At 69.2% G+C, this 24,085-nt stretch carries 23 protein-coding genes, 1 pseudogene and 1 riboswitch; of the genes and pseudogenes, 10 read left to right on the forward strand and 14 right to left on the reverse strand.

Features of this window, described 5'->3' with window-relative positions:
• Positions 1 to 150: 150 nt before the first annotated feature.
• Positions 151 to 1,254: an FtsX-like permease family protein gene (locus ACIN94_RS13830; protein ID WP_400704547.1), complete on the forward strand. Its 1,104-nt coding sequence runs from the start codon at positions 151 to 153 to the stop codon at positions 1,252 to 1,254.
• Entirely contained in the window at positions 1,251 to 1,925 is a 675-nt protein-coding gene (locus tag ACIN94_RS13835; RefSeq protein ID WP_400704550.1) for an ABC transporter ATP-binding protein, read from the forward strand. The genes ACIN94_RS13830 and ACIN94_RS13835 overlap by 4 nt, the downstream gene beginning before the upstream one ends.
• An 11-nt stretch (positions 1,926 to 1,936) precedes the next feature.
• On the opposite strand, the gene ACIN94_RS13840 is transcribed toward ACIN94_RS13835, so the two are convergent.
• Positions 1,937 to 2,650, reverse strand: a complete 714-nt coding sequence (locus ACIN94_RS13840) for an HAD family hydrolase (protein WP_400704553.1) — start codon at positions 2,648 to 2,650, stop codon at positions 1,937 to 1,939.
• A gap of 130 nt (positions 2,651 to 2,780) precedes the next feature.
• Positions 2,781 to 3,488, reverse strand: a complete 708-nt coding sequence (locus ACIN94_RS13845) for an SSI family serine proteinase inhibitor (protein WP_400704556.1) — start codon at positions 3,486 to 3,488, stop codon at positions 2,781 to 2,783.
• Between ACIN94_RS13845 and ACIN94_RS13850 the strand changes: the two genes are divergently transcribed.
• Positions 3,448 to 4,203 carry a GNAT family N-acetyltransferase gene (locus tag ACIN94_RS13850; RefSeq protein ID WP_400704559.1) on the forward strand — a complete coding sequence of 252 codons (756 nt, stop codon included), beginning with the start codon at positions 3,448 to 3,450 and terminating at the stop codon, positions 4,201 to 4,203. The two genes, ACIN94_RS13845 and ACIN94_RS13850, sit on opposite strands and share 41 nt — an antisense overlap.
• 27 nt (positions 4,204 to 4,230) lie before the next feature.
• Here ACIN94_RS13850 and metH read toward each other — a convergent pair whose 3' ends face one another.
• Complete coding sequence (metH, locus tag ACIN94_RS13855) at positions 4,231 to 7,986, reverse strand: methionine synthase (RefSeq protein WP_400704562.1); 3,756 nt, start codon at positions 7,984 to 7,986, stop codon at positions 4,231 to 4,233.
• Positions 7,987 to 8,001: 15 nt separating this feature from the next.
• Positions 8,002 to 8,076, reverse strand: a riboswitch (S-adenosyl-L-homocysteine riboswitch).
• Between the two features lie 176 nt (positions 8,077 to 8,252).
• Here metH and ACIN94_RS13860 point away from each other — a divergent pair.
• Entirely contained in the window at positions 8,253 to 9,104 is an 852-nt protein-coding gene (locus tag ACIN94_RS13860; RefSeq protein ID WP_400704565.1) for an NAD-dependent protein deacetylase, read from the forward strand.
• Between the two features lie 50 nt (positions 9,105 to 9,154).
• Here ACIN94_RS13860 and ACIN94_RS13865 read toward each other — a convergent pair whose 3' ends face one another.
• The gene (locus tag ACIN94_RS13865; protein ID WP_400704568.1) at positions 9,155 to 9,712 is read right to left on the reverse strand and encodes a hemerythrin domain-containing protein; all 558 of its coding nucleotides are present in this window, start codon (positions 9,710 to 9,712) and stop codon (positions 9,155 to 9,157) included.
• A 541-nt stretch (positions 9,713 to 10,253) separates the two neighbouring features.
• Here ACIN94_RS13865 and ACIN94_RS13870 point away from each other — a divergent pair.
• Positions 10,254 to 11,201, forward strand: coding sequence for a helix-turn-helix domain-containing protein (locus ACIN94_RS13870; protein WP_400704570.1), 948 nt, complete (start codon positions 10,254 to 10,256; stop codon positions 11,199 to 11,201).
• A 171-nt stretch (positions 11,202 to 11,372) separates the two neighbouring features.
• Here the strand turns inward: ACIN94_RS13870 and ACIN94_RS13875 are convergent, their stop codons facing one another.
• The 7 genes from ACIN94_RS13875 to ACIN94_RS13905 form a co-directional block, all read right to left on the reverse strand.
• The gene (locus ACIN94_RS13875; RefSeq protein ID WP_400704573.1) at positions 11,373 to 12,005 is read right to left on the reverse strand and encodes a DinB family protein; all 633 of its coding nucleotides are present in this window, start codon (positions 12,003 to 12,005) and stop codon (positions 11,373 to 11,375) included.
• Between the two features lie 46 nt (positions 12,006 to 12,051).
• Positions 12,052 to 12,141: a VOC family protein gene (locus ACIN94_RS13880; protein ID WP_400704576.1), complete on the reverse strand. Its 90-nt coding sequence runs from the start codon at positions 12,139 to 12,141 to the stop codon at positions 12,052 to 12,054.
• A 9-nt stretch (positions 12,142 to 12,150) separates the two neighbouring features.
• Positions 12,151 to 12,639: a GNAT family N-acetyltransferase gene (locus tag ACIN94_RS13885; protein WP_400704579.1), complete on the reverse strand. Its 489-nt coding sequence runs from the start codon at positions 12,637 to 12,639 to the stop codon at positions 12,151 to 12,153.
• Positions 12,640 to 12,961: 322 nt separating this feature from the next.
• The gene (locus ACIN94_RS13890; RefSeq protein ID WP_400704582.1) at positions 12,962 to 13,210 is read right to left on the reverse strand and encodes a hypothetical protein; all 249 of its coding nucleotides are present in this window, start codon (positions 13,208 to 13,210) and stop codon (positions 12,962 to 12,964) included.
• Positions 13,207 to 13,806, reverse strand: a complete 600-nt coding sequence (locus ACIN94_RS13895; protein WP_400704585.1) for a dihydrofolate reductase family protein — start codon at positions 13,804 to 13,806, stop codon at positions 13,207 to 13,209. Before ACIN94_RS13895 ends, ACIN94_RS13890 begins: the two co-directional genes overlap by 4 nt.
• 68 nt (positions 13,807 to 13,874) lie before the next feature.
• A complete protein-coding gene (locus ACIN94_RS13900) occupies positions 13,875 to 14,537 on the reverse strand; it encodes a response regulator (RefSeq protein ID WP_400704588.1) in 663 nt (220 codons plus the stop codon).
• Complete coding sequence (locus ACIN94_RS13905) at positions 14,534 to 15,763, reverse strand: sensor histidine kinase (protein WP_400704591.1); 1,230 nt, start codon at positions 15,761 to 15,763, stop codon at positions 14,534 to 14,536. The genes ACIN94_RS13900 and ACIN94_RS13905 overlap by 4 nt, the downstream gene beginning before the upstream one ends.
• 178 nt (positions 15,764 to 15,941) lie before the next feature.
• On the opposite strand from ACIN94_RS13905, the gene ACIN94_RS13910 reads away from it, so the two are divergent.
• From ACIN94_RS13910 to ACIN94_RS13925, 4 genes are all read left to right on the forward strand, one after another.
• Entirely contained in the window at positions 15,942 to 16,100 is a 159-nt protein-coding gene (locus ACIN94_RS13910; protein ID WP_400704594.1) for a hypothetical protein, read from the forward strand.
• Between the two features lie 442 nt (positions 16,101 to 16,542).
• On the forward strand, positions 16,543 to 17,055 hold the full coding sequence (locus tag ACIN94_RS13915) for a GNAT family N-acetyltransferase (RefSeq protein ID WP_400705085.1): 513 nt from the start codon (positions 16,543 to 16,545) through the stop codon (positions 17,053 to 17,055).
• A 395-nt stretch (positions 17,056 to 17,450) separates the two neighbouring features.
• Positions 17,451 to 17,978, forward strand: coding sequence for a YetF domain-containing protein (locus ACIN94_RS13920; protein ID WP_400704597.1), 528 nt, complete (start codon positions 17,451 to 17,453; stop codon positions 17,976 to 17,978).
• 98 nt (positions 17,979 to 18,076) lie between these two features.
• Positions 18,077 to 18,187, forward strand: coding sequence for an NAD-dependent epimerase/dehydratase family protein (locus ACIN94_RS13925; RefSeq protein ID WP_400704600.1), 111 nt, complete (start codon positions 18,077 to 18,079; stop codon positions 18,185 to 18,187).
• A 222-nt stretch (positions 18,188 to 18,409) separates the two neighbouring features.
• On the opposite strand, the gene ACIN94_RS13930 is transcribed toward ACIN94_RS13925, so the two are convergent.
• The gene (locus tag ACIN94_RS13930) at positions 18,410 to 21,634 is read right to left on the reverse strand and encodes a BTAD domain-containing putative transcriptional regulator (protein ID WP_400704602.1); all 3,225 of its coding nucleotides are present in this window, start codon (positions 21,632 to 21,634) and stop codon (positions 18,410 to 18,412) included.
• Positions 21,635 to 22,103: 469 nt separating this feature from the next.
• Between ACIN94_RS13930 and ACIN94_RS13935 the strand changes: the two genes are divergently transcribed.
• Complete coding sequence (locus tag ACIN94_RS13935) at positions 22,104 to 22,880, forward strand: CAP domain-containing protein (RefSeq protein WP_400704605.1); 777 nt, start codon at positions 22,104 to 22,106, stop codon at positions 22,878 to 22,880.
• A 34-nt stretch (positions 22,881 to 22,914) separates the two neighbouring features.
• Here the strand turns inward: ACIN94_RS13935 and ACIN94_RS13940 are convergent.
• Positions 22,915 to 23,085: pseudogene (locus tag ACIN94_RS13940) on the reverse strand (IS3 family transposase); the annotation flags it as partial.
• Positions 23,086 to 23,221: 136 nt separating this feature from the next.
• Positions 23,222 to 24,079: a LysR family transcriptional regulator gene (locus ACIN94_RS13945; RefSeq protein ID WP_400704608.1), complete on the reverse strand. Its 858-nt coding sequence runs from the start codon at positions 24,077 to 24,079 to the stop codon at positions 23,222 to 23,224.
• Between the last annotated feature and the right edge of the window lie 6 nt (positions 24,080 to 24,085).

Consider the following 24,085-nt stretch of genomic DNA (forward strand, 5'->3'; position numbering starts at 1 on the left):
GCCCATCTCCGGTGCATCGTTCAAAAGATGGATTCCGGGCCGACCGAAGGAGCGAACCTGGGCGGAGCTTCCTCACGATGTGCGGGCAGGCCCCGTTGGCGCAGGCTGGAAAACGTCCAGATCAGCCCATGTCCAACGGGGGGATGCGCCGTGTTCGTGGCGCTCAGAGACCTGCGTTTCGCCAGAGGACGGTTTGCCCTCATGGGCGCCGTCGTCCTTCTCATCACACTCCTGGTCACCATGCTCTCCGGCCTGACCGCCGGACTCGCGCAGGAGAACATCTCGGCCATCAGCCGGTTGCCGGCCGACCGGATCGTCTTCTCCACCGGCAAGGGCCCGGACGGCGCTCCCGCCAAGCCCTCCTTCGCCGACAGCCGCATCACCGACAGGACCTGGCGGGAGTGGCAGCGCGTCGACGGCATCTCCTCCGCCGAAAGGCTCGGCATCACGATGGGACGGCTCACCTCCGGCCCCGACGACGGGAGCAGCGCCGCGGCCGCGATATTCGGCGTCCAGCCCGGCGGCGAGCTGGCCAGGGGATCGGGCGGAGGCGTCGACACCGGCATGGTGGTGCTCTCCGCCGGCCTCGCCGAGAGCAGCGGGCTGAAGGCCGGGGCCAGGGTGCGGATCTCCGGCCGCGACTTCACCGTCGCCGGCACCGGCGGCACAGCCTCCTACAGCCACGCGCCTGTCGCGTGGATCAGCATCGGCGACTGGGAGGAGATGGGCCGCCGGGGCGGCACCGACATCGTGGCGACGGTCCTCGCGCTGCGCACCCCCGCCGACCCCGACTTCTCCAGTGCCGACAAGCGCCTGGACACCACCACCGTCACCCTTGCGGACGCCCCTGCCGCCATCGGCTCCTTCTCCTCGGAGAACGGCTCGCTGCAGCTCATGCGCGCCTTCCTGTTCGCCATCTCCGCCCTGGTCATCGGCGCCTTCTTCACGGTATGGACCATCCAGCGGCGCGGCGACGTGGCCGTGCTGAAGGCACTCGGAGCCGGCACCGCCTACCTGCTGCGCGACGCGCTCGCCCAGGCCGTCGTCGTGCTGCTGCTCGGCGCCGGAATCGGCGGCGCGATCGGCGCGGGGGTCGGCGCGCTGGCCGAGGGCACCGTCCCGTTCGTCCTGTCCGCCACCACCACCGTCGTGCCCGTCACCGTGATGATCCTGCTCGGCGCCCTCGGAGCCGCGCTGGCCATCCGCAAGATCACTTCTGTCGACCCGCTCACCGCGCTGGGAGCCTCCCGATGACCCTCAAGCTCACCGACATCGTCCTGACCTATCCCGACGGTGACCGCACGCTGACCGCACTCGACCATGTCGACCTCGCCGTCGCCCCCGGCGAGTTCACCGCCGTCGTCGGCCCGTCCGGGTCCGGCAAGTCCAGTCTGCTCGCTGTCGCCGCCACCCTCATCACCCCCGTCTCCGGCATGGTCTCGGTGGCCGGGCACGACGTGACGGACGCCGGCCAGGCGGCCAGGACCCGCGTCCGCCGCGACCACATCGGCATCGTCTTCCAGCAGTCCAACCTGCTGGCCTCGCTCACCACCCTGGACCAGCTGCTGGTCATGGCCGACCTGTCGGGCCGTTCCACCCGCGAGGCGGCGGTCAGGGCCCGGGAGCTGCTGGTCGCCATGGACCTGGCGGGCAAGGAGGACAAGCGACCGCACCAGCTCTCCGGTGGCGAACGGCAGCGCGTCAACATCGCCCGTGCCCTGATGAACCAGCCCGAGGTGCTGCTGGTCGACGAGCCCACCAGCGCGCTCGACCACCAGCGCGGCAAGCAGATCATCTCCCTGCTGGCCGACCTGACCAGGGAGAACGGTCTGGCCACGGTCATGGTCACGCACGACCTGACCACGCTCGCGATGGTGGACAGCGTGCTGACGATGACCGACGGCAGGCTCACCGCGGGGAACTGAGACCTGTTGACTCACAACCGGCCAGGCGTGCCGAGTACGGCCCGCACGACGCGCTCGGTGTCGCTGAGGTCCTCCAGCACCAGCTCCGCACCGGCCTCGCGGAGCACCGCCACGTCACTGAAGCCCGTAGCGACCGCGATCACCCTCGCCCCGCCCAGGTGGCCGGCCAGGACATCGTTCGGGGTGTCCCCGACCAGCACGGTGCTGTGCGGGGTGAAGGGTCCGCCGTACTTCCGGGCGGCGCGCTCCTGCGCCAGGCCCACCAGCGCGGCCCGGTCCTCGTGGTCCATGCCGTAGGCCGCCACCTCGAAGTCCACGAGGTGGTCCAGCCCGAAGGCCTTCAGCTTGCCGATCGCGAGAGGCTCCATGTTCCCGGTGAGCACCGACTGGACCACGTCGTCCCGCCCCGCCAGCACCTCCAGCGCCTCCCGCGCCCCCGGCAGCGCCCGGCCCCGCTCCCTGATGGCCTCCTCGTAGGTGACGAACGCCTCGGCGATGGCGGCGCCGAAGGAGCCCAGGAGCTCATCCGACACCTCGATGCCGTGCGTCCGGAGGATCTCCGTACTGATCGCCCGTTCGGTACGGCCGGCCAGATCAGCGATCCGCTCCAGCCGCCGCCCGGTGGCCGCGCGGAACGCGTCGGCGTAGATGTCCCTGGTGAACCCACCGATCTTGATCAGCGTGTGATCGATGTCCCACAGCACAAGGGTTCTCGAGAAGCTCACCGTCCCAGCCTAATCTCCGATCTTCCTGGGCGGCGTGACGACGTCCCCTCCCGGTGCCCGGCGAGAGGCCGGGCAGCCGCCGGATCACCGGCTGTGCGGTGAGTCTCTCCATAGGGACACGCGTGGGACGTCAGAAGGCCCCCACGGCCCCCAGCTCATCCCGTGCTTGGCACGCATTTCCATAGGTGCGTGCCGACAGGATGAATCGGTCGTCCCATACACCAACCGACGACGCCGTCACCGGCTGGTAGTTCAGCGTGCATATCGCCCCCGATGATTTTTCGATCTTGGACAGCTCGCCGTTCACGGGCTCCAGGGCCGCACACGCCTCCGGCGTTCTCGGGTGCGTCCCTCCGCCCATGGGCGCGCACTGCAACACCACGGCCCGGGTCATGGGCAGAATCGCCGGCCCCTCGCTGATCCCCAGCACCAGTGTCCGGACCGACGAACTCTCCGCAGGCGCGTCCGGCCTGACAGTCGATGCACCCGACAGGGGATCACCGATCGGACCGGCGCTCGCGGAGGGAAAGCCGCACCGGGCATTCCTCCATGACCAAAATATGGACAGAGATGGCAAATAGGTACGAAACTCTCTGCTGAGGGTAGAGAAGATGCCGGGGGAACTCGCGCCTGGCGCCGGTACGCGGGGCCCGACGCCAGGCGCGAGCCGGTTCAGGCGGTGAAGAACCCCGTCAGCGCGGGGGCGAAGGCATCGCGGGCCGACCGGGAGTAGCCCAGTCCGGTGGCGTTTGACTGGCCCTGACCAAAGGTACGGTCGCCTCAATAAAGTCGTTTTCATGACCGCCGAACCAGCACACGCCATCCCCGCCGAACGCATGACCTCGCTTCACCTGGCTGTCCAGAACGCCGCCGCTCTCTGGACCGCTCTCGCCCAGACCCGCGGACACGAGCTGTTCCGCCGGCCCGGTTTCCTCGGCGTGGACGGGAACGAGCGCAGCGGCCTGCGGATCCTGCTGCTCTCCCCGGAGCCGGAGCCAGACGATCTCGCCGAACTGACGGAACTGGCCCGGCGCCGGTCCGGCGGCAGGATCCTCATCGAGGACCCGTTCAGCTCGGTCGACATGAGCGATCTCGGCCTGACCTCCCGGCGGCTCCCCGTCATGATCCGTCCCCCCGGTCCGGCCCTCGCGTCACCGGCCGTGGAGGTCAGCCGGGTGGAACCGGGCGACCAACTGGAGACCGCGGAACGGATCGCGGTCCACGGATTCCCCGTGCCGGGCTTCCAGCCCTACCAGCCGGGCGAGGCATTCCCCCAGAGCCTGCTCGAACGCCCGGAGGTCGACTTCTTCCTCGCCAAACGGGACGGGGCACCCGCCGGGACCTGCATGACGGTCACCGACGGTACGGTCCGCGGGGCCTACTGGGTGACCACCCTGCCCGAGCATCGATCCCGCGGGGTCGGACGGGCACTCATGCACACCGTCCTGGAACACCTGGCGGGTCCCGTCACCCTGACCTCGGCGACAGCTGGCAAGCCGCTCTACGACTCGCTCGGATTCGACACCATCACCGAGGCGACCTGGTGGGCCTGACCGGGGCCCGGCCCCGGTCAGGCCGGGCTACCGGGGGTCGTAGGCGAGGTTGGGACGGAGCCAGCGCTCGACCTCGGTGAGGTCGAGGCCGCGCCGCAGGGCGTAGTCCTCGATCTGGTCCCTGCCGAGACGCCCCACGGTGAAGTACCGCGACGCCGGGTGGGCGAAGAGCAGCCCGCTGACGCTGGCGGCGGGGGTCATCGCGAAAGACTCGGTCAGGCCCATGCCGAGATCCTTGGCTCCGAGCAGGTCGAACAGGTCCTGCTTCTGGCTGTGATCCGGGCACGCGGGGTAGCCGAGCGCGGGGCGGATGCCCCGGAAACGCTCGGCGTGCAGGTCCTCGATCGCCGGGTCGGCGTCCGGCTCGTACCAGTCGCGCCGCGCCTGCAGGTGGATGTGCTCGGCGAACGCCTCGGCGAGGCGGTCGGCGAGGGCCTTCACCATGATCGCGCGGTAGTCGTCATGCCGGGCCTCGTAGGTGGCCGCGAGCTCTTCGGCGCCGTGGATGGCCACGGCGAACCCGCCGAGGTGATCCCCTGCCGGGGCCACGTAGTCCGCCAGGCACCGGTTGGGCCGGCCGGCCGGCTTGGTCGTCTGCTGGCGCAGCATCGGCAGCCGGAGCATGCCGCCCGTCGACCCGGTGTCGACCTGGACGTCGGCCGGGAGGTCAGTCCGGACGCCCGCCGGGATGTCGATCAGGATGTCGTCGCCCTCGGAGTGGGCGGGCCAGAAGGCGTAGGCGCCCTGAGCCTGGAAGTGACCTTCCGCGATGATCTGGTCGAGCAGGGCGTTCGCGTCGTCGTAGAGCTCGCGCGCCACCGGCTGGTCGAGGATCGCCGGATACTTGCCCTTCAGCTGCCAGGCCAGGAAGAGGAACTGCCAGTCGATCATCCCGCGGAGAACGGTCAGGTCCGGGGAGACGGTACGGATCCCGGTGAAGGCGGGGACCGGCAGGTCGTCGAACGGGACCTGCTCCCGGTTCGCCCGGGCCTTCGCGAGAGTCAGCAGCGGGAGCCGTTCCCTCGTCGCGTGCTGCTCACGCAGCCGCTCCTGCTCGGCCCGGTTGCTCACCGCCAGGCTCTCGGCCCGGTCGGCGTCGAGCAGGTCCGCGACCACGCCGACGACGCGGGAGGCGTCGAGCACATGGACCGTGGTGCCGCCGTAGGCGGGGGCGATACGGACCGCGGTGTGCTGGCGCGACGTCGTGGCGCCGCCGATCAGCAGGGGCAGCTTCAGCCCGCGGCGCTCCATCTCCGCGGCGACGGTGACCATCTCGTCCAGCGACGGGGTGATCAGCCCCGACAGTCCCACCGCGTCGGCGCCCTCGGCGACCGCGGTGTCGAGGATGACGGAGGCGGGGACCATCACGCCGAGGTCGACGACCTCGTAGTTGTTGCAGCCGAGCACGACACCCACGATGTTCTTGCCGATGTCGTGCACATCGCCCTTGACGGTCGCGAGCACCACCTTCCCCTGGCCGCGACCGGTGTCGGCGCGCCCCTCCAGCCGCGCCTGCTCCTTCTCGGCCTCCATGAAGGGCTCAAGATAGGCGACCGAGCGCTTCATCACCCGCGCGCTCTTGACCACCTGCGGCAGGAACATCTTCCCCGAGCCGAACAGGTCGCCCACGGTCTTCATCCCGTCCATGAGCGGCCCCTCGATCACGTCGAGAGGGCGTGCCGCCTGCTGCCGGGCCTCCTCGGTGTCGGCCTCGACGAAGTCGACGATGCCGTGCACCAGCGCGTACGCCAGACGCTTCTCCACCGGCGCCTCGCGCCAGGACAGGTCCACCGTACGGCGGGTGCCGGCCCCGCTCACCGTCTCGGCGAACGCGACCAGCCGGTCGGTGGCGTCGGCGCGCCGGTCGAAGATCACGTCTTCGACGAGTTCGAGCAGGTCGGCGGGGATGTCCTGGTAGACCGCGAGCTGCCCCGCGTTGACGATCCCCATGTCCAGCCCGGCCCGTACGGCGTGCAGCAGGAACGCCGAGTGCATCGCCTCACGCACGACGTCGTTACCGCGGAAGGAGAACGACAGGTTGGAGATGCCGCCGCTGGTCCGCACCCCCGGGCACCGCTGCTTGATCAGCGGCAGCGCGTCGATGAACGCCTTCGCGTAGCCGTTGTGCTCGGCGATGCCGGTGGCGACCGCGAGCACGTTGGGGTCGAACACGATGTCCTCGGCGGGGAACCCGGCCTGCTGGGTGAGCAGGTCGTAGGCGCGGGCGCAGATCGACACCTTGCGCTCGACGGTGTCGGCCTGCCCCTGCTCGTCGAAGGCCATGACGACCACGCCGGCGCCGTAGTCCCGGATGCGGCGGGCCTGCTCCAGGAACTGCTCCTCACCCTCCTTGAGGCTGATCGAGTTGACGACCCCCTTGCCCTGGACGCACTTGAGCCCCGCCTCCAGCACGCTCCACCGCGAGCTGTCGATCATGATCGGGATACGGGCGACCTCCGGCTCGGTCGCGACCAGGTTCAGGAAGGTGGTCATGGCCCGCTCGCTGTCGAGCAGGTCGGCGTCCATGTTGACGTCGAGCAGGTTGGCCCCGCCCCGCACCTGCTCCAGCGCGACGTCGACGGCGCCCTGGTGGTCACCCGCCTCGACCAGGCGCCGGAAGCGCGCCGAGCCGGTGACGTTGGTCCGCTCCCCGATCATGACGAAACCGGTGTCCGGGCCGATCGCGAAGGGCTCCAGGCCGCTGAACCGGGTGCGTGCCGGCGGTGCCGGGATCGGGCGCGGCGGCAGAGCGGACACCGCGGCCGCGATCCGCTCGATGTGCGCCGGGGTGGTCCCGCAACACCCGCCGACGATGTTGACCATCCCGGACGCGGCGAACTCGCCGAGCAGCTGTGCCGTCTCGTCCGGCGTCTGGTCGTAGCCGCCGAACGCGTTCGGCAGACCGGCGTTGGGGTGGCAGGCCGTGTAGACGCCGGCGAGCCGCGACAGCTCGGCGACGTGCGGGCGCATCTCCTCCGCGCCCAGCGAGCAGTTCACACCCACCACCAGCGGATCCGCGTGCTCGATCGCGTCCCAGAACGCCTCGACGGTCTGCCCCGACAGCGTGCGCCCGCTCAGGTCGACGATCGTCACCGAGATCCAGAGCGGCAGGTGCGGGGCCACCTCGCGGGCGGCGGCGATCGCGGCCTTCGCGTTGAGCGTGTCGAAGATTGTCTCGATCAGCAGCAGGTCGACCCCGCCGTCGGCCAGCGCCTGGATCTGCTCGGCGTACGCGGCGCGGACCTCGTCGAAGGACACCGCCCGGTAGGCGGGGTCCTCCACCCGCGGGGACAGCGAGAGCGTGACGTTCAGCGGGCCGATCGAGCCGGCGACGAAACGCCCGCCCGCCTCGCCCGCGGCCTGGCGCGCCAGCTGGGCGCCCCGCAGGTTCATCTCCCGCACCAGCGGCTGCAGCAGGTAGTCGGCCTGGCCGATGCTCGTCGCGGTGAACGTGTTCGTCGTGGTGATGTCCGCGCCCGCCGCGAAATACTGCCGGTGCACGTCGAGGATGACATCCGGCCGCGTCAGGTTCAGCAGGTCCGGATCGCCGGTCACATCGCGCGGGTGGTCCGCGAACCGGTCCCCGCGGTAGTCGGCCGGGGTGAGCCCGGCGCCCTGCAGCATCGTGCCCCAGGCCCCGTCGAGCACCACGACCCGCTGGTCCAGCAGCTCTCGCAGGGCCTGCGTCCTGTCCCCCGCCGCCGGGCGCGCCCCGGAACCGCCGGGTGCCTGCCGTACGGGGTCGTGCCCGTGCTCATCGCCGTGGTTCAAGAACGTATCCACCAGACCACCTCCCGTTGTTGGGAGGCGCCCTTGTTGACAGTCTGGGTCGAGCGTGGCGGACCTGGGCCCGTTGCAGCGCCTCTCGACCTGAAGGTGAGGCTACCCAAAAGAAAATGACGGCGCCAGGAGCCGGGCCTCAGGAGGCCACCGGCCCAGGCCCCGGACGCAGGCCACGGACCCCGGATCGGCGACGCCAAGGTGATGGCGGCGCGGCCTGGTGGGGGGCCTGAGGCCGTACGGCATGCGGGGTGAGGCAGCATAGAGGGGTGAGCGAGGGGACGGGCGCGCTGGCGGAGCTACTGGCCGCGGGCGGCGTCATGGTGCTGAGCGGGGCCGGGATATCGACGGAGTCGGGGATCCCGGACTACCGGGGGCCGAGCGGGTCCCTGACCCGGCACACGCCGATGACCTACCAGACGTTCACCGGCGACCCGGCGGCCAGGCGGCGCTACTGGGCCCGGAGCTACGTCGGGTGGCGGGCGATGACCCGGGCGGTGCCGAACAGCGGCCACCACGCGGTCGCACACCTCCAGCGGCGGGGCCTGGTGGCCGGCATCGTGACGCAGAACGTCGACGGCCTGCACCAGGCGGGCGGCGCCCAGACGGTCGTCGAACTGCACGGCAGCCTGCATCAGGTGATCTGCCTGAGCTGCGGCGACTCCAGCTCGCGGGAGGAGCTGGACCAGCGCCTGACCCGGGCGAATCCCCAGTTCGGCGCCCGGGCCACCGCGATCAACCCCGACGGTGACGTCGAGCTGGGCGAGGAGGAGGTCAACGGGTTCCGGATGGTCGGCTGCCGCTCCTGCGAGGGAGGCGTGCTGAAGCCCGACGTCGTCTTCTTCGGGGAGACCGTCCCGGCGGAGCGCGTGCGCGAGTGCTACGCCCTCGTGGAGAGAGCCCGCCTGCTCCTGGTGCTCGGATCGTCGTTGACCGTGATGTCGGGCCGCCGGTTCGTGCTGCACGCCGCGAAACTCGGCATCCCCGTGGCGATCGTCAACCAGGGCCCGACCCGCGGCGACACCTACGCGGCCCTCGCCGTCGACGCCCCGCTGGGCACGGTCCTCCCGGAGCTGGTCCGCCTCGTCGACGCACGGACCGCAGTCACCGGGCCGCCTTGAGGGGCGGCCCGCACCTGTTTGGGGACGACCCGTTCAGTCGTGGCCGGGGGTCATCGGCCGGTGCTCCCGTCGGCCTGGATGTCGGGGTCGGATAGGGCGTCGGCGACGGCCGACGGGGAGGCGGGCTCTGAGCCGTCCCGGCTCGGAGCGCTCAGCGAGTTGAGAGCCGCGACGAGCTGCTTCTCCTCGTAGACGAAGTGCGACTCCAGCAGGGCGGCCAGACCATCCAGCTCGGCTCGCACGCGTCGCGCCTCGGCCGGGTCCGGATCCGTCTCAAGGCCGGCGAGCAGCTCCTCCAGGCTGCGCAGGATCCCGGTCACCACGTGGTGGTCGCGCTCCAGTTCCTGAAGCACGGGGCGGAGTTCGGGGAAATGCCCGGCCAGGGCGGGGAACACCCCGTTGTCCTCGCCGGTGTGATGCCGGCTCAGCGCCGAGCAGAACGTCAGGCAGTGCGCCCGCAGCTCCCGTGGCCGCTCGCCGCGACCGTCGAGGTAGGAGTCGACGTTCTCCCGGAGCAGGGTCAGCTCCTCGCGGAGCCAGATGTGGACTTCGATCAACTGGTTGCCGAACGCCGTGAGGCGGCCGTCCGGTTCGGTGGGGATTTCCATGGCTGTCCCATGATTCGGCGCCTCCATGCCCACGGCGGTCTCCTTGCCGGGTGCACCGCGACGCTGAGGCGGGATTTCATCATCCTTCGGACGGGCCGTCAAGCAGTGACACCGGGGCAGGAACCGCCGGTACCGGACCATGTGAGGTCACCGGCTCCGTACCCGTGACCGATGCTCCCGATTCATCAGAGGCTCGCCGGCAACTCTTTTTTTATCTTTTTTATCAATCACCGCTTGAGGGCGAAACGATGCTGTAACTGACAAGAAAGCGAAGAGTGATATTACTCAATAAACGTGCACATCGATCTGTACGGAAGGTACCCAGGTGACTGTTCCACCGGCCAGGACCCTCTCCGCCCGTCAGCGGACGAGTTACGTGAACAGTGGCAGGCCGCACGGCACGCTGAGCTCGTTCTCAGGCAGGTCGCTCTGCGGCGATACCGGATGACCAAGGCAGATGTGGTCGGTCGGCTCTGTCGACAACTTCCTGACAGGAAAGTAGAGATCAGTGGAGACAGTTATTCGCACCGAAGATCTTCCCGTGGCGGAGCGATTCGATTCCTGGCTCGATTGCATATCCCGGATGGTGGCGCCGGTAAAGGTCACCTGTAATGATCCGGCGGATTTTCGAGGGGAGATCCGCCTGATGAATCTCGGCGCTGTCCACATCTCCTCGCAGAGAGTCTCCTCGTGCGAGGGACACCGGACATCACGAATGATCCGCCAGTCCGATCCCGAGCTGTTCCAACTTGTGCTGCAGTCGCGCGGCGGTACCGCGATAACGCAGGATCGCAGGACCGTCCTGATGAGGCCGTTGGATCTGACGCTGTATCACACCTCGCGCCCCTACCATGTGCGGACAGGCGCGGACGAGGACGCCCATGGAATCATGGTGGTTTTCCCCGGCTCGCTGCTGCCCCTCCCGCTCGACAAGGTCGAGCGACTGACCGCCACGCCTTTCTCCGGTAGCGAAGGGGTCGGCGCACTGCTTTCGGGGTTTCTCACCCGTCTGACCACCGGCACCGACCAGTACGGGATACCCGATCTCCTCCGTCTCGGGACAACCCTGATCGACCTGCTCACCGTCATGCTCGCCCACCGGCTCGACGCCGACCGGGCCGTGCCGCCAACTACTCACCAGCACGCCCTCCTGCTGCGGATCCACGCCTTCATCCAGCAGCACCTGGCCGACCCATGCCTCTCCCCGGCCATGATCGCCACCGCCTGCGGCGTCTCCCTCCGCTACCTGCAACGGCTCTTTCAGACCCAGGACACCACCGTGGCCGGATGGATCCGCAGCCAGCGGCTGGAGCGCTGCCGACGTGACCTGGCCGACCCCGCTCACCGTCACCGGCCGATCTACGCCATCGCAGCCCAGTGGGGCTTCACCGCCGCCACACACTTCACCCGCGTCTTCCAGACCGCCTACGGACTCACCCCCCAGGACTACCGGCGCCACACCACCAACTCGGCCGCGTACTGCCTATGAGGCGCCGATCGTCAGGTGCTCGCGGTCGCGACCCGCAGACCGAAGCCGATCAGTACAACGCCGGTGACCCGGTATGCCTCCGCCGAAAGCACAACCAGGGATGACATCGACTGCCGGTCCGTGCTGCACGCCACGGAGCTCGGCATCCCCGTGGCGTGCAGCACGGTGGATTCAGCTCTGGCCGGCCTCCCGCGCCACGCGCTCCAGCCGGTTCCGATAGTCCTCCCACCATGACCGGTCGCCCGGTGCCAGGTTGTCGTTGTCCTCCCGCAGCCCGGCGGCCCCGTCAATGAGCTCCCGGACGATGTCGGCGTGCCCGGCGTGCCGCTGGATCTCGGCGATCAGGTGGACCAGGACCCGGTGCAGCGTCGGCTTGTCCTGCCCCTCGGACCACCACGGCACGTGACCGGTCTCGTCCAACCGCAGCGCCTCGATCGTGGCGTCCGCGTGCACCCACGCCCGCCGGTACAGCCCGACGACGTACTCGCGGGACTCATCGGCGGTGGCCCACATGTCCTCGTTGGGTTCCTCGGTGGGGTCCACGGTCGTGAAGTCCATGTCCTCCAGGCGACCCGTAGGGCCGAACCAGGGCACCTGCCCGTCGAAGTGCCGCCCGAACGTGTATCCCAGGTACATCAGCTCGACGCCGATCAGGTGTTTGACCAACCCCAGCAGGTTGGTGCCGGTCGGCGTCATCGGGCGGCGGATGTCGTACTCCGAGAGCCCGTCGAGCTTCCACAGGAGCGCCTCGCGGGCCTGCTTCAGGTAGCGGTGCAGATCGGCTTTAAGTTCCGTTTCGACCATGTCAGCCTGTCCTCCGTAGTCGGTCGTGCGTAGTCGGTCATGGATGTCAGGGGCTCAGCAGGCCGACGAGGTTGCCGTCGGGATCGGTGAACACCGCCATCCTGCCCATCCCGGGCACGCTCTGCGGCTCTGGCATCCGGCCGCCTCAGAGCGCCCGGTGCATGATGTGCAATCCGACATAACCCTGCGCCGGGTGCAGAAAGCCCTCCGGCAGCGTGCCCAGCACCTCGAAGCCGAGCGACCTGTACAGGTTCACCGCATGCACGTTGGTCTCCACGACCGCATTGAACTGCATCGCGCGAAAGCCCGCCGCCCGCGCCCACTCCAGCGTGTACTCACACAGCGCCCGGCCCACGCCTCGCCCGGAGTGCGCCGGATCGACCATGTAGCTGGCGCTCGCCACATGCGAACCGTTGCCCGACTGGTTGTTGTTCATCTTCGCCGTGCCCAGGACCTTCCCCGCGTCGTCGACGGCGACGACCGTACGGTTCGGCGGCGGCAGTAACCACCAGTCGCGCCCAACCTCCTCCCCGAGGTCGGTCGGGTAGGTGAAGGTCTCGCCGGCGGCGACGACCTCATGGAAGAACGGCCAGATGGCGGACCAGTCCTCCACGGTTGCTTCCCTGATCAACATGCGCACATGGTGTCAGTAGGGGCTTCGAGCCCGCCAACGCTTTTCGCCCGGCCGGACGGCGGGCACCAGCGGAGATCTGCGCGGCCTCCGGCATCAGCACGACCAGGTGAGCAAGGGACCGTACAGCCACCACCCGACGAGGAACGTCCGGCAACAGGGCGCCCGCGGGCATCAGAGCTTGATGCGGGCCACGACCGGCAGATGGTCGCTGCCGGTGGCGGGCAGAGTCCAGGTGGCGACCGGGGTCGATCCCGGTGACCGCCCGCGAACCGGTGGCCGCGTCCCACAAGGTGACCTCATCTCCATCCCCAGAGCGCCGGTGTCAGCCGAGGCCGACCTTGACGTAGATGGGTCTGTGGTCTGAGGAGGAGACACCCTGCGCCACGTGGCACCGGGTCACGCTTCCCCTGGGGGCGAAGAGGTAGTCGAGCTTGCGCTCCGAGACGCTGCCGTCCTCGCGGACGTGCTTCTCGGTCCACCGTCCGTCGCGGCTGCCATTCTGGTCGCACTCGGCGTAGGCCGCGTAGACGGGCGCCAGGATGCGTCCGGCCAGGTTCGGTGGCCCGGTCACATCGCTAATCCGCCACGGCCACGGGGCCGGGAATTCGGGATCCGGTACCGCAGGTGAGTGGCGTGGCGGGACTCGATCACCTCGGCCCGCTCCAGTTGGATCGGACCGCCGAGGTGCTCGAACAGCCGGGTACCGCTGCCCAGGATCACCGGGGCGACGTGCAGGAACAGCTCGTCGACCAGCCCTGCCGCCAGCGCCTGCTGGATGATGCCGGCGCCACCCATGATGTGCACCAGCCTGTCCCCAGCGGCCACGATCGCCTGCTCGATGGCGTGCTCGATGCCCTCGGTGACGAACGTGAACGTGGTCTCACCCTTCACGACCACGTCGTGCGGGCGGTGGGTGACCACGAACACCGGCATCCGGTAGAACCCGTCATCGCCCCAGCCTCCGGTCTCGTCGTACACCTTCCGGCTGGTGATGACCGACCCGGCGATATGGCGCTCCTCCCCGATGGCGAAGTCCATACCCCGGCTCTCGTCGACCCAGGCGTGGAGGATGTCGCCGCCCTCGCCCAGTCCGGGGTACCGGTTGAGGTTCGGGCCGGTGACGAAGCCGTCCAGCGACATCGAGATGTTCGCCTCCACTTTGGCCATGGCAGCTCTCCTCCAGGTCAACGGGTCGCGGCCCATTCTCACATCCGGCGCCGACAGAAATTTGACAGCTATCGGACCGGGCTGATGAATCCCGACTCGTAGGCGGCTATCACTGCCTGGGTGCGATCGCGGACGCCGAGCTTGGTGAGCACGTTGCCGACGTGTGTCTTGACCGTCTCCGCCCCCACCACGAGTCTCGCGGCGATCTCGGCGTTGGACAGGCCGGTGGCCATGAGACGCAGCACCTCGGCCTCACGCTCGGTCAGCCGGGCGTCGCAGAGCCGGTCGCCGACCGGCCCACCGGTCGAGGAGCCGTACGCGCCGGCCATACGGCGAATCGCCGCCGGAAACACAAGAGACTCCCCGCGTGCCACCACCCGGACCGTCTCGACCACCTCGGGTGGCCGGGCGCGCTTCAGCAGGAACCCGCTCGCACCCGCGCGCAGCGCCTCGTACACGTAGTCGTCGTTCTCGAAGGTGGTGATGACCAGCACCCGTGGCGGTTGGGTCGACGCGGCGAGCAGTCGGCGGGTGGCCTCGATGCCGTCGATCGCGGGCATCCGCACGTCCATGAGGAGCACGTCAGGCCTGGTGCGGGCGACCATCGCCATCACCTCCGCACCGTCGGCGGCCTCGTCCACCACCTCGAGGTCGGGCTGCGCGTCGATGATCACCCGCAGACCGGTCCGGATCAGCTCCTCGTCGTCGACGATCGCCACCCGGATCGTCATGACGGCTCCTCTGTCGGCAGCTGCACGGATACCTTCCACCGTCCGTCCTCCAGCCCGGCCGTCATGGCTCCGCCGAGCAGCTTGACCCGTTCGCGCATGCCGTCCAGCCCTCGGCCGCCTTCACGCCGCGGGTACGGGCCCGTGACCGGGTTGGCCACGTCGATGGTAAGCGTGCAGCCGTCGACGGCGACGCGCAGCGCGACCGGCACCGGGCCCGCATGGCGGAGCACGTTCGTGAGACTCTCCTGGATGATGCGGTACCCCTCCCGCGACACCGGAGCGGACAGGTCGCTCACGGCCCCCTCGGTCTCGATGCGCACCTCGACGCCGGTGCCGCGCGAGTGAGCCACCAGCCGGTTGAGATCGACCAGGCTGTGGTGGGGCGAGTGATCGACGGGCTCTCCTTCGCGCAGCATGCCGAGCACGCGGTCGAGGTCTTCCGTCGCCGCCCGCCCGATGTCCTCGATGGCGGCGAGGGCACGGCGCGCGAACGCCGGATCCCTGTCGAGTAGTTCCAGCGCGGCAGCCGCTTGCAGCGTGGTTACCGTCAGCACGTGCCCGATGGAATCGTGCAGCTCACGGGCCAGGCGGTTGCGCTCGGCAAGCTGAGCGGCCTGAGCCTCCAATGCCGCGATCCGCTCCGCGGGCGACGGCCCGAGCAGCACCGGAGCCATCACTGCGGCGAGCGCGCCGAGCCCGGCGACGGCGTACAGCACACCGATGAGCATGACGACGCCGAGCAGTGACAGCCAGCCGGTGTCATGCTCGTTCAGCGGTCCGAGCCGGAGCCCCGTGAGCGCCCCTCCGTCGATGTCGAACCACTGGGCGATTAGGACCACACCCATCATCAGGGGGATGAGCAGCAGCAACGCCACCACACCGCCGATCGCGAGGTGGACGATGAACCACAGGGCCGCGCGCAACCTCGTCTCCCGCGTCTCCCGCCCGGACTCGGCCGTCGGGGGCGGGTCCGGGAGCGGGACGCCGAGCAGCGACCGCACACCCACGATCTCCAGCGCCCTGGTGCCGCGCAGGAACGGCGGCACGGAAGCAATGAGCACGGCCAGGACCAGGGCCGGCAGGATCAGCACGCGCTGCGTCTCAGGCACGGCGAACATCTGGGCGAAGGCGGAGCCCACCAGGATGTACGGCAAGAGCAGGACACCGCCGAGCAACAGGTAGATACCGCGCCGGTAGGTCGTACCACTGACCAGCGGACCAACCATTCCACGGATCCTCACACCGGCCATTTTCCCCGAACGCTCCGCTCGGGCAGAGTCCGGAGGAGCACCGCGCTCGCCGAGTAAGTGCGCCGCCCCAACAGAACGAGTGCACCTCGGGCGTGAAATGCCTGTTCAAAAGCCGGGTACCGCCGAAATGGCAATGCCCTTCTTCTGCTTACCCATGGGCTCTGTCGCATCCGATGGCGCTGTTCCAGTTCTCCACGACCTGCAGGCCCACGAGCGCATTCTCGAGGACACCGAGACCGCCGGCTTCGTGACGACGATCAACGTCCTGCGCCGCATCGTCGCGAACCTTGGCGGCAACCATGACCTGCCCTGAAGGGGTGTGTGGCTATGACGATGTCTGGGAGCACCACGTGCGTGGGAGAACGAGCACCGCTTAAGGATCTTGGCTGCCGAGGATGCCGATGAGTTTGAGCACCACGACAGCATTGATCAGCTCGTCTGGCGATTACAGAATGTGAACAAGCGCTGAGAGCCTGGTTCTGACCCAGATCCTTGATCATGAGACGGGATACCCTGGATCCCAGTACGGGGCGTTAGCGGCCGGCTTATTCGGATGCGTGACACCAGGGCTCCGTCTAGGGTGCTGCACCATGCCGATGCCTTCGTCAGCTGTGTCCTCCTATCCTCCACTTAACCTGCAGGTGCACACTCCCCGCGTCACGTTGGCCGGAGCGAGTGACGAACTGCTTGAACGCCTTGTCCCGGTGGTTCGTAAGGGTGTCGTCGACTCTGAGCCTTGGCCATTCGACGACCCGATGTCCCTCTACGAGGAAAGCCCCGGACGAGAGTGGGGTTGGCTGCGTGGGATCTGGGCTGGCCGGGCACGAGTAAGCGAAGACTTCTGGCGGGTGTACCTCGTCGTCGTTGTGGATGGGGAGCCCGTCGGGATGCAGGATCTGATTGGCATGAACTTCACGAAATTTGGCACCGTAAGCACCTTCTCCTGGCTGGATCCCGAGGTGCGTGGCCGCGGATTGGGCAAGGAGATCCGCCAGGCCGTGCTGCACTTGGCTTTCGAGGGCTTCGGAGCACGGGAGGCCGCTAGCGACGCATTCCACGACAACCTCGCCTCGAACCGTGTCTCGCAGACGATGGGTTACGAGCCGAACGGCGTCGATTGGGATACTCGTCGAGGTGAGGCCGCGGTCATTAACCGATGGAGGCTTACCAGGGAGCGCTGGGCAGCGGCTCGCCGTGACGATATCGAGCTCGTCGGCGTTGCTGAGTGTCGGCCAGTGCTCGGAATCGGCGTCGGCTTTAGTTCCTGAGGCGGGCGGAAGGAGTAGACCGCCTCCCGGATCACCCGGTTGACGACGTGGTTTCGCGCTGGGCGCGGGCTTGAGTTTGGGCCAGCCGGTAGGACTGGGTGCCCGTCTCGATGATGTTCCCTGTCAAGTATGCGTGTTGAATCTCTGGGTGGGTTGTGGCTTCCTTCAGCTTTCTCAAGCACTCGGAACGAGGGGGCGTTCCAGCCGCCCACGGTCGCCCAGAGGCGTCGCCGTCCCGTCGCGAGAAGCGAGACAGGTTTAGCCTGGTCGTATGAGACAGCCATCGGAATCCGCACCGCCTCGGGCCGTGACCAGCCAAAACGTCGGCATCGCCGGTCCGGGGCGCCGCCGGGTCCTGCTCGCTCTCGACGGCGTCGGCTGAGGGCGGCCCCGTCGTGGACGGCTTCGGCGACGCCCTGATCGGCGACTGGCACCGTGCGGCCCATGCCGCGCTCAAGGCGCTGGCGTTGTTCCTGACCGCCGCGGTGGCGTTCCGGATCACCGAACGCCGCACCATGGCGGAATTCGCCCCGTTCGACTGGGTCGCCGCCGTCGCGGTCGGCGCCATCGTGGGACGTACCGCCACCGCGACCGACGCCTCATGGCTGACCGGCGCCGCGGCGCTGCTGGCCTTGCTCGCCGCCCACTCGGCCATCACCAGGCTTCGGTTTCTACCGGCCATCAGCCGCCTGGTCGACCCGCCACTGCGAGTCCTGATCCACGACGGGCACGTCAACCGGCGCAACCTGCGCCGTTGCGGACTCACCGAAGCCGACCTCGCCGCCGTGCTCCGCCAGCACGGACACCACAGCCCGGACGGCATCCACCTCGCGATCTTCGAGTCCAAAGGCGCCGTCTCCGTCCTGCCACACCCCCCGGCCGCACCACCGGACCCGGCCTCTCCGCCCGGGGGCGGACGGTAGCACCGGCGGGAGAAAGGCGCCGACGGATTCTTACCGTCTGCGAACGGGTGCGTGCCGTACGGCCCTGGCCGTCGGGGTCACAGCCCACTCTCGGCAGGGTGAAGACACTGCTCACCGGCGCGGCCGGGTTCATCGGGAGTCATGTGGCGCAGGCGCTGGAGGCGGCTGGGCACGAGGTGGTCGGTCTCGACGTGCGTATCGGTATTTGAACGATTTCGGTGTGTAATCATCGTTGGTGAGGGCGGGGTTGTCACTACTGGATCGGATCGCCGAGCGCGAGACGTCGCTGGCCGAACAGGTCGAGCTGCTGCGCAAAGAGCTGACCGCCGCCCCTCGTGATCGTGATCGGCGGCCGACGCCGGAGACGTCCTCCAGGAGACCCGGCTGGCTCGGATGTCGGAGGGATGCTGTAGCCGTCGGTGACAAGAGGTTCAAGCGGGAACGTACCCGATCTCGGTGAGGATGCGTTCCGCCTCGGCCCGGTAGGAATCGGCCCGACAGGAATCAGCCGGGCAGGAATCGGCCCGCCCCCGGCGGGCGGCGTCGGCCAGCAGGAGCAGAGCCTGTCCCTGGCCGAGGCTGTGGCCGGTCTCGCGGTGCAGGGCGAGCGCCAGTGCGGCGCGTTCCGCGGCTCGTTCGACCCTTCCGAGAATGAGGTCGGCCTCGGCGAGGACGAGCAGCGCCCGGCCTTCCCATACGCGATATCCCGCGTCCTTCGCCAGGGCCAGAGCATGCTCCGCATCGGCCGTGGCCGCGGCGGCGTCGCCTGCCGCGAGACGGGTCGCGGCGAGCTCGACCCGGATCCACGTGCCCAGCAACCGGTCGGCGACGACCTCGGCCGCAGCCTGGGCCTGCTGGAGATGCCGGAGCGCGGACGGCAGGCGCCCGAGGTGCCGGTGCACCGAGCCGAGATCGGCCAGGACGCCGGCCTTGATCCGTCCCCCTGCGCCGCTCGCGGCGTGGACGGCCGACTCGGCCTGCCGCAGAGCTTGCTCCCGGCGTCCGGCGTCACGGTGCACGGCCGCGCAGGCGGCCAGCACGAGAGGCTGCTCAACGGAGTTCCCGATCTTTCGGTAGATCTCCAGAGCGTGCTCGAAATGGCCGAGCGACTCCTCGAACCTGCCGAGGAGATGGCAGGCGTGACCGAGGGTGTTGAGGACGGCCGGATGCCCGTCACCCGAACCGGCCACGCGGTACCGCGTCAGCACGTGTTCGCAGTACGCCACGGCCTGCTCCAGGTTTCCCGCATGCAGCGCCACGAGTGCGAGGTTGGTCAGGTCGACCGCCTGTCGCGTCACGTTTCCGCGTTCCAGGTTCAGCCTCAGGGCTTGGCGGTAGCAGTCGGCCGAACGCTCAGGGCGGCCCTGTTCGAGGTGCAGGTTGCCGCGCACGGTGAGCGCGGATGCCCGGCACTCCGGCCAGTCGAGCCGGTCCGTCAGCGCGGTGACCTGATCGAGTTGGCTGAACGCCTCCTCGATCCGTCCGAGCTGGCTGAGGGTCTGGGCGAGGGTGAGCCGGGCGCCGGTCTCGCCCCGCAGGTCCCGGGAGACCAGCGCGGCGGCGAGACCCGCATCCGCCGTGGTCATGGCCGCGTCCGCATCGCCGGACAGCCAGAAGTAGCCGCGCAGCGCCATGGCCAGATGCCATGCCTCGCGTGGTGCGTCGCCTTCGGCGGCCTCCACTGTCGCGACCACCAGGTTGACCGACTCGGCGTCCAGCCATCTGCGGGCGTCGCGGGCTCCCTCGAACCGAACGGCGGGCGCGGGAAGGGGAGGCATGCGCAGCAGATGCGGGTAGAGCAGGTCGGCCGCGCTGTCCGCGGCGGACAGGTACCACCGGTACACCCGCCGGACGGCTACCATCCGCTCCTCGGCGCTGTCCTCCGCGTGCGCCTGGGCCTGTGCGTACAGCCGGACGAGGTCGTGGAAGGCGAAGCGGCCCGCCACCCGCTCCTCGAGGAGATGCGCGGCCGCCAGCCGATCGAGCAGCCGCACCGTCTGGTCCAGGCTCCGGTCCGAAGCGGCGGCGGCTGCCTCCACGGTGAAGTCCATGCCAGGCGCGATGCCGAGGAGGCGGAACATCCGTCGCTCCTCCGACGACAGTGTCTCGTACGACCCGTCCAGGGCGGCGCGTACGGCTGTGCCGCTGTCTGCGGCGATCTCCAGTGCGGCCAGCGGGTTGCCCTCGGCGAGTTCCGCGGCGTAGTCCGCGATCCGCCGCAGCGGGCGATCGGCCAGGTGGGCGGCCGCGATCCGCAACGCCAACGGCAGCCGCCCGCACAGTTCGGCGATTTCCGCCACGGCCTCCGGCTCCGACGCGATCCGCTGCTCACCGAGCAACGAGGCGAGCAGCTCCCGGGCCTCCGCCGGCGTGAGGACGTCGAGCGTGATCCGCCGCGCGCCCTCCCGGGCGATCAGCCCGCTGAGGCGGTCGCGACTGGTGACGACCACGAGGCAGCCGAGGGCGCCCGGCAGCAGGGGGCGGACCTGTTCGGCGGACGCCGCGTTGTCCAGCAACACGAGCATGCGTCGGCCGGCCAGGAGCGAACGGTAGTGGGCCGCGGCCTGCGCCGGGTCGGACGGCATCCGCTGCGGGGGCGTGCCCAGCGCGCGCAGCAGTGCTGTCAGCGCCTCCATCGGACGCAGCGGCGGCTCCGCGGAGTACCCGCGCAGGTTCAGGTAGAGCTGCCCGTCCGGAAACCGGTGCGTGATCCGCTGGGCCCAATGCACCGCGAGGGCGGTCTTGCCGACGCCGGCGGGTCCGGTGATGACCGCGAGGACGACCGGCGCGGCTGCGCCTCCGTGATCGCCGGGCAGCGTCTCGTCGAGCGTCTCGATCGCATCCACCCGGCCGGTGAATCCGTACGCGCCGACCGGGAGCTCCCGGGGGACGGGCGACGGCGACGGCGACGGCGGTGACCAGAGATCCTCTTCGCCACGCAGCATCGCCTCGTGCAGCAGCCGCAGCTCGGGGCCCGGTTCGACGCCCAGCTCCTCGACGAGCAGGGAGCGGGTCCGCCGGAAGACCTCCAGCGCCTCGCTCTGCCGGCCAGATCGGTAGAGCGCGAGCATCAGGTGGCGGCGCAGGACCTCCCGATAGGGGTGCTCGTCCACCGACAGGGTCAGTTCCGGCACCACTTCGGCGTGCCGGCCGAGCACGAGGTCGATGCCGACCCGCTCTTCGACGGCGCGCAGGCGCTCCTCCTCCAGGCGGGTCGCGGTCTCGCGGATCAGCGGGGTCTGGGCGATGCCGTCGTACGCCTTCCCCCGCCAGAGTGCCAGCGCCTTGGTCAGCAGCTCGCCTGCGCGGTTCAGGTCTCCGGTCTCCCGGGCCCGGCCCGCCTCGGCGGTGAGCTCGCCGAACCGGTCCGCGTCCAGCTCGCCGGGATGGATGGTCAGTAGGTAGCCGGAGCCGTGGCTGGTGATGCGCTGTGGTGCTTGGAGCACGCGGCGCAGCCGGTGCACGTACAGGCGCAGGTTCTCCGCGGCGGACGCCGGAGGATCCTCCCACAGCGCCTCCATGAGGCGCTTCGGGGAGACCGGCGTGTTGGCGTGGCAGAGCAACACCGCGAGCAGGGTCTGCTGCTTGGCGGAGGTCAGGCGCATCGCCTCGCCGCCGTTTCGCACGACGAGCGGGCCGAGAACTCCGAACTCCACAGCGGACTCCCTGCGCTTCGAAGGCGTCGGTGCAGAACGTATACGGCCGGGACGGGATCCACAAGATCGGTTATACGGCTCGTATACCCCCTTGTTTCATGCTGTGACCAAGGACGAGATCGCGGAGGAGGTGATCGGCATGTGCAAGGACTTCATCTGGAACGCCCCGGACTTCGTCTGGGTGTGACGACCCCCGAGTCCTGGCCGGGTGGCGCTCTCAGCGGCGCGCCACCCGGCTTTGCTGATCTACCGCACGCTCACCTGTCCCCGTCGCAAAAGTTTCAAGGAGGCGGCGTTTCAGTGGCTGGATTCATGGCCGGGACCGGCCTCGTTCTGTTCGACCCGCCGTAGTAGGAGTGCGGCCCTGAAATACCGCGAAAAGGGGTTTCAGGGTCTTTAAGGGCGCCGCAAGGCATCTGTAAGGTTCCCGACTTATCACTGAGGGACGCCGACGCCGAGGAGCCCCTCCATGAGCAACCTCTTACAGCTCTCCCGCAAGCAGCAGCGAGCCGTGCCCGACAGCCCTATGTCACGCCGCCGGCAGGCTGCCGTCGTGACCGGCACCCTCCTGTTGGGCCTGACCGGCGCCGTTTCGCCGGCACAGCCGGCAGCCGCCGCGGCCCCGCCGTTGAAAGGCACCGGAACCTGCGCGAACATCGACATCGTCTACCGGCCCCAGTCCGCATTCCCCGACACCAGTCGGGGACGTTACGACTTCAGGGCGCAGGCGACGACCATCGAGACGGCGGTTCTGTGTCTCGTCAACGCCGAACGGACCAACCTGAACCCGCTGAAGAGATACCTCTCGCTGGGCAAAAAGGGCGCCCCCACACTCGGCGCCGCCGCGGCCGGGCACGCCGCGGAAGCCGTCAGACTGCGCTGGTGGGGAAAGGTCGAGCCGGGTAAGAACTGCCGCCCCGTGACGGGCAACCCCGGCCAGTGCGACCCGCACATCAATCCGCAGACCGGCTCGACCCCGCTGAGCCGTGCCCAGGCGGTGGGCTACGGCCGCCGCTGCACCTCGTTCTCCATCGCCGAGAACACCTACGCGGGATGGGGAACCTCTTCTGTCACGCCGCGGGCGGCTGTCACGTGGTGGATGAACAGCAAGCCACACCGCGACACCATCCTCAACCCGACTTTCACCGAGCTGTACACCACGGCAGCCTGGGGAAGCGCGGATCCGGCTGCCGGGTCCATCACCCCGGCCGCGACCTACGTGCAGATGTTCGGGCGCTGCGGCTGACGCCGCTGTCCTTTCCGCCGACGCCGCCCAGCCAGGGGAAGGCCGGGCAGTACTTCAGGGTGCGAAACTGCGCCTCGCTGAACGGGTTGCCGTTGCTGACTCTTGGGCGGCTGTGCGACTGGGTGATGGTCAGGTCCGCCAGCAGTGCCGCGACCGGCTTGGAGGTCATCGAGGTGCCTCGGTCAGCGTGGACCGTATGGGGGACGAGGCCGCCGAGCTGGCCAGGCAGTTCATCGAAGATGCCATTCGCGCCAACGGCGGCCTCGTCCAGCAAGGTGGCCCACACCTGAGCCGGGGCCTTGGCAGACATGGATGCTGATCATCCCACCCGGGACGTCGGCTCACTCGTGCTCCGCCCTTACGGCGGCGTCCAGGAACCGGCGGACCAGGGCCCGTTGAGCGTCGGGCAGATAGACAAGGCTGACCGGGCTGGGCGGCGCCTCGGTGAGCGGAATGAAACGGAGGGCGGGGTGCTGGGTGCGGCGCTGCGCCACCTCGGGGACGATGCCGATGCCACGGTTGGCGGCCACCGTCTCAAGCCATTCGTCGTAGTTGGCCGTCTCGATGATCTGCTCCGGGCGCTGGTCCACGGACCAGGACCAGGGGCCGGTGGTGCCGCTGACCGTGTTGACGACCAGGGGCCAGTGCTGGACGTCCGCCCAGCCCAGGTGGCCGAGACGGACCAGATCGCAGTGCTCGGAGCAGACGGCGATGCGCGGTTCGTCGTACAGGTGCACGGTGCGCGCTGCCCTCGGCGGGTCGAAGTCGCCGCGGACCAGGGCGATGTCGACGGCGCGCTGCCGCAGAGCCTGAAGGGGATCGTCGGTGCGGGTCAGGGTGACCGAGGCTCCGGTGTCCTGCTCGAAGTGGCTCACCGCCTGCTGGGCCCAGGGGTCGGGCAGCAGCCAGCTGAAGCCGAGCCGGAGGGTGACCTTGTGGCGCACGACGGCCAGGGCCTGGTCGAGGGTGGAGAGGACACGCTCGACGTGGAGGAGGAACTCGGCGCCGGTGGCCGTCAGCTCGACGTGCCGGGAGGAGCGGTCGAGGAGGCGGACGTTCAGGTTGCCCTCCAACTGCGCGATCGTACGGCTCAGAGCCGGCTGTGTGATCAGCAGTTCCTCGGCTGCCCGGGAGAAGGACCGGTGTCGTGCCACAGACGTGAAGGCCCGCAGGTGACGGAGTTCGACGTCCATGCTCATCTGCCT

It is taken from the genome of Streptosporangium sp. NPDC087985, assembly GCF_044741965.1.
Taxonomy (GTDB): Bacteria; Actinomycetota; Actinomycetes; order Streptosporangiales; family Streptosporangiaceae; genus Streptosporangium.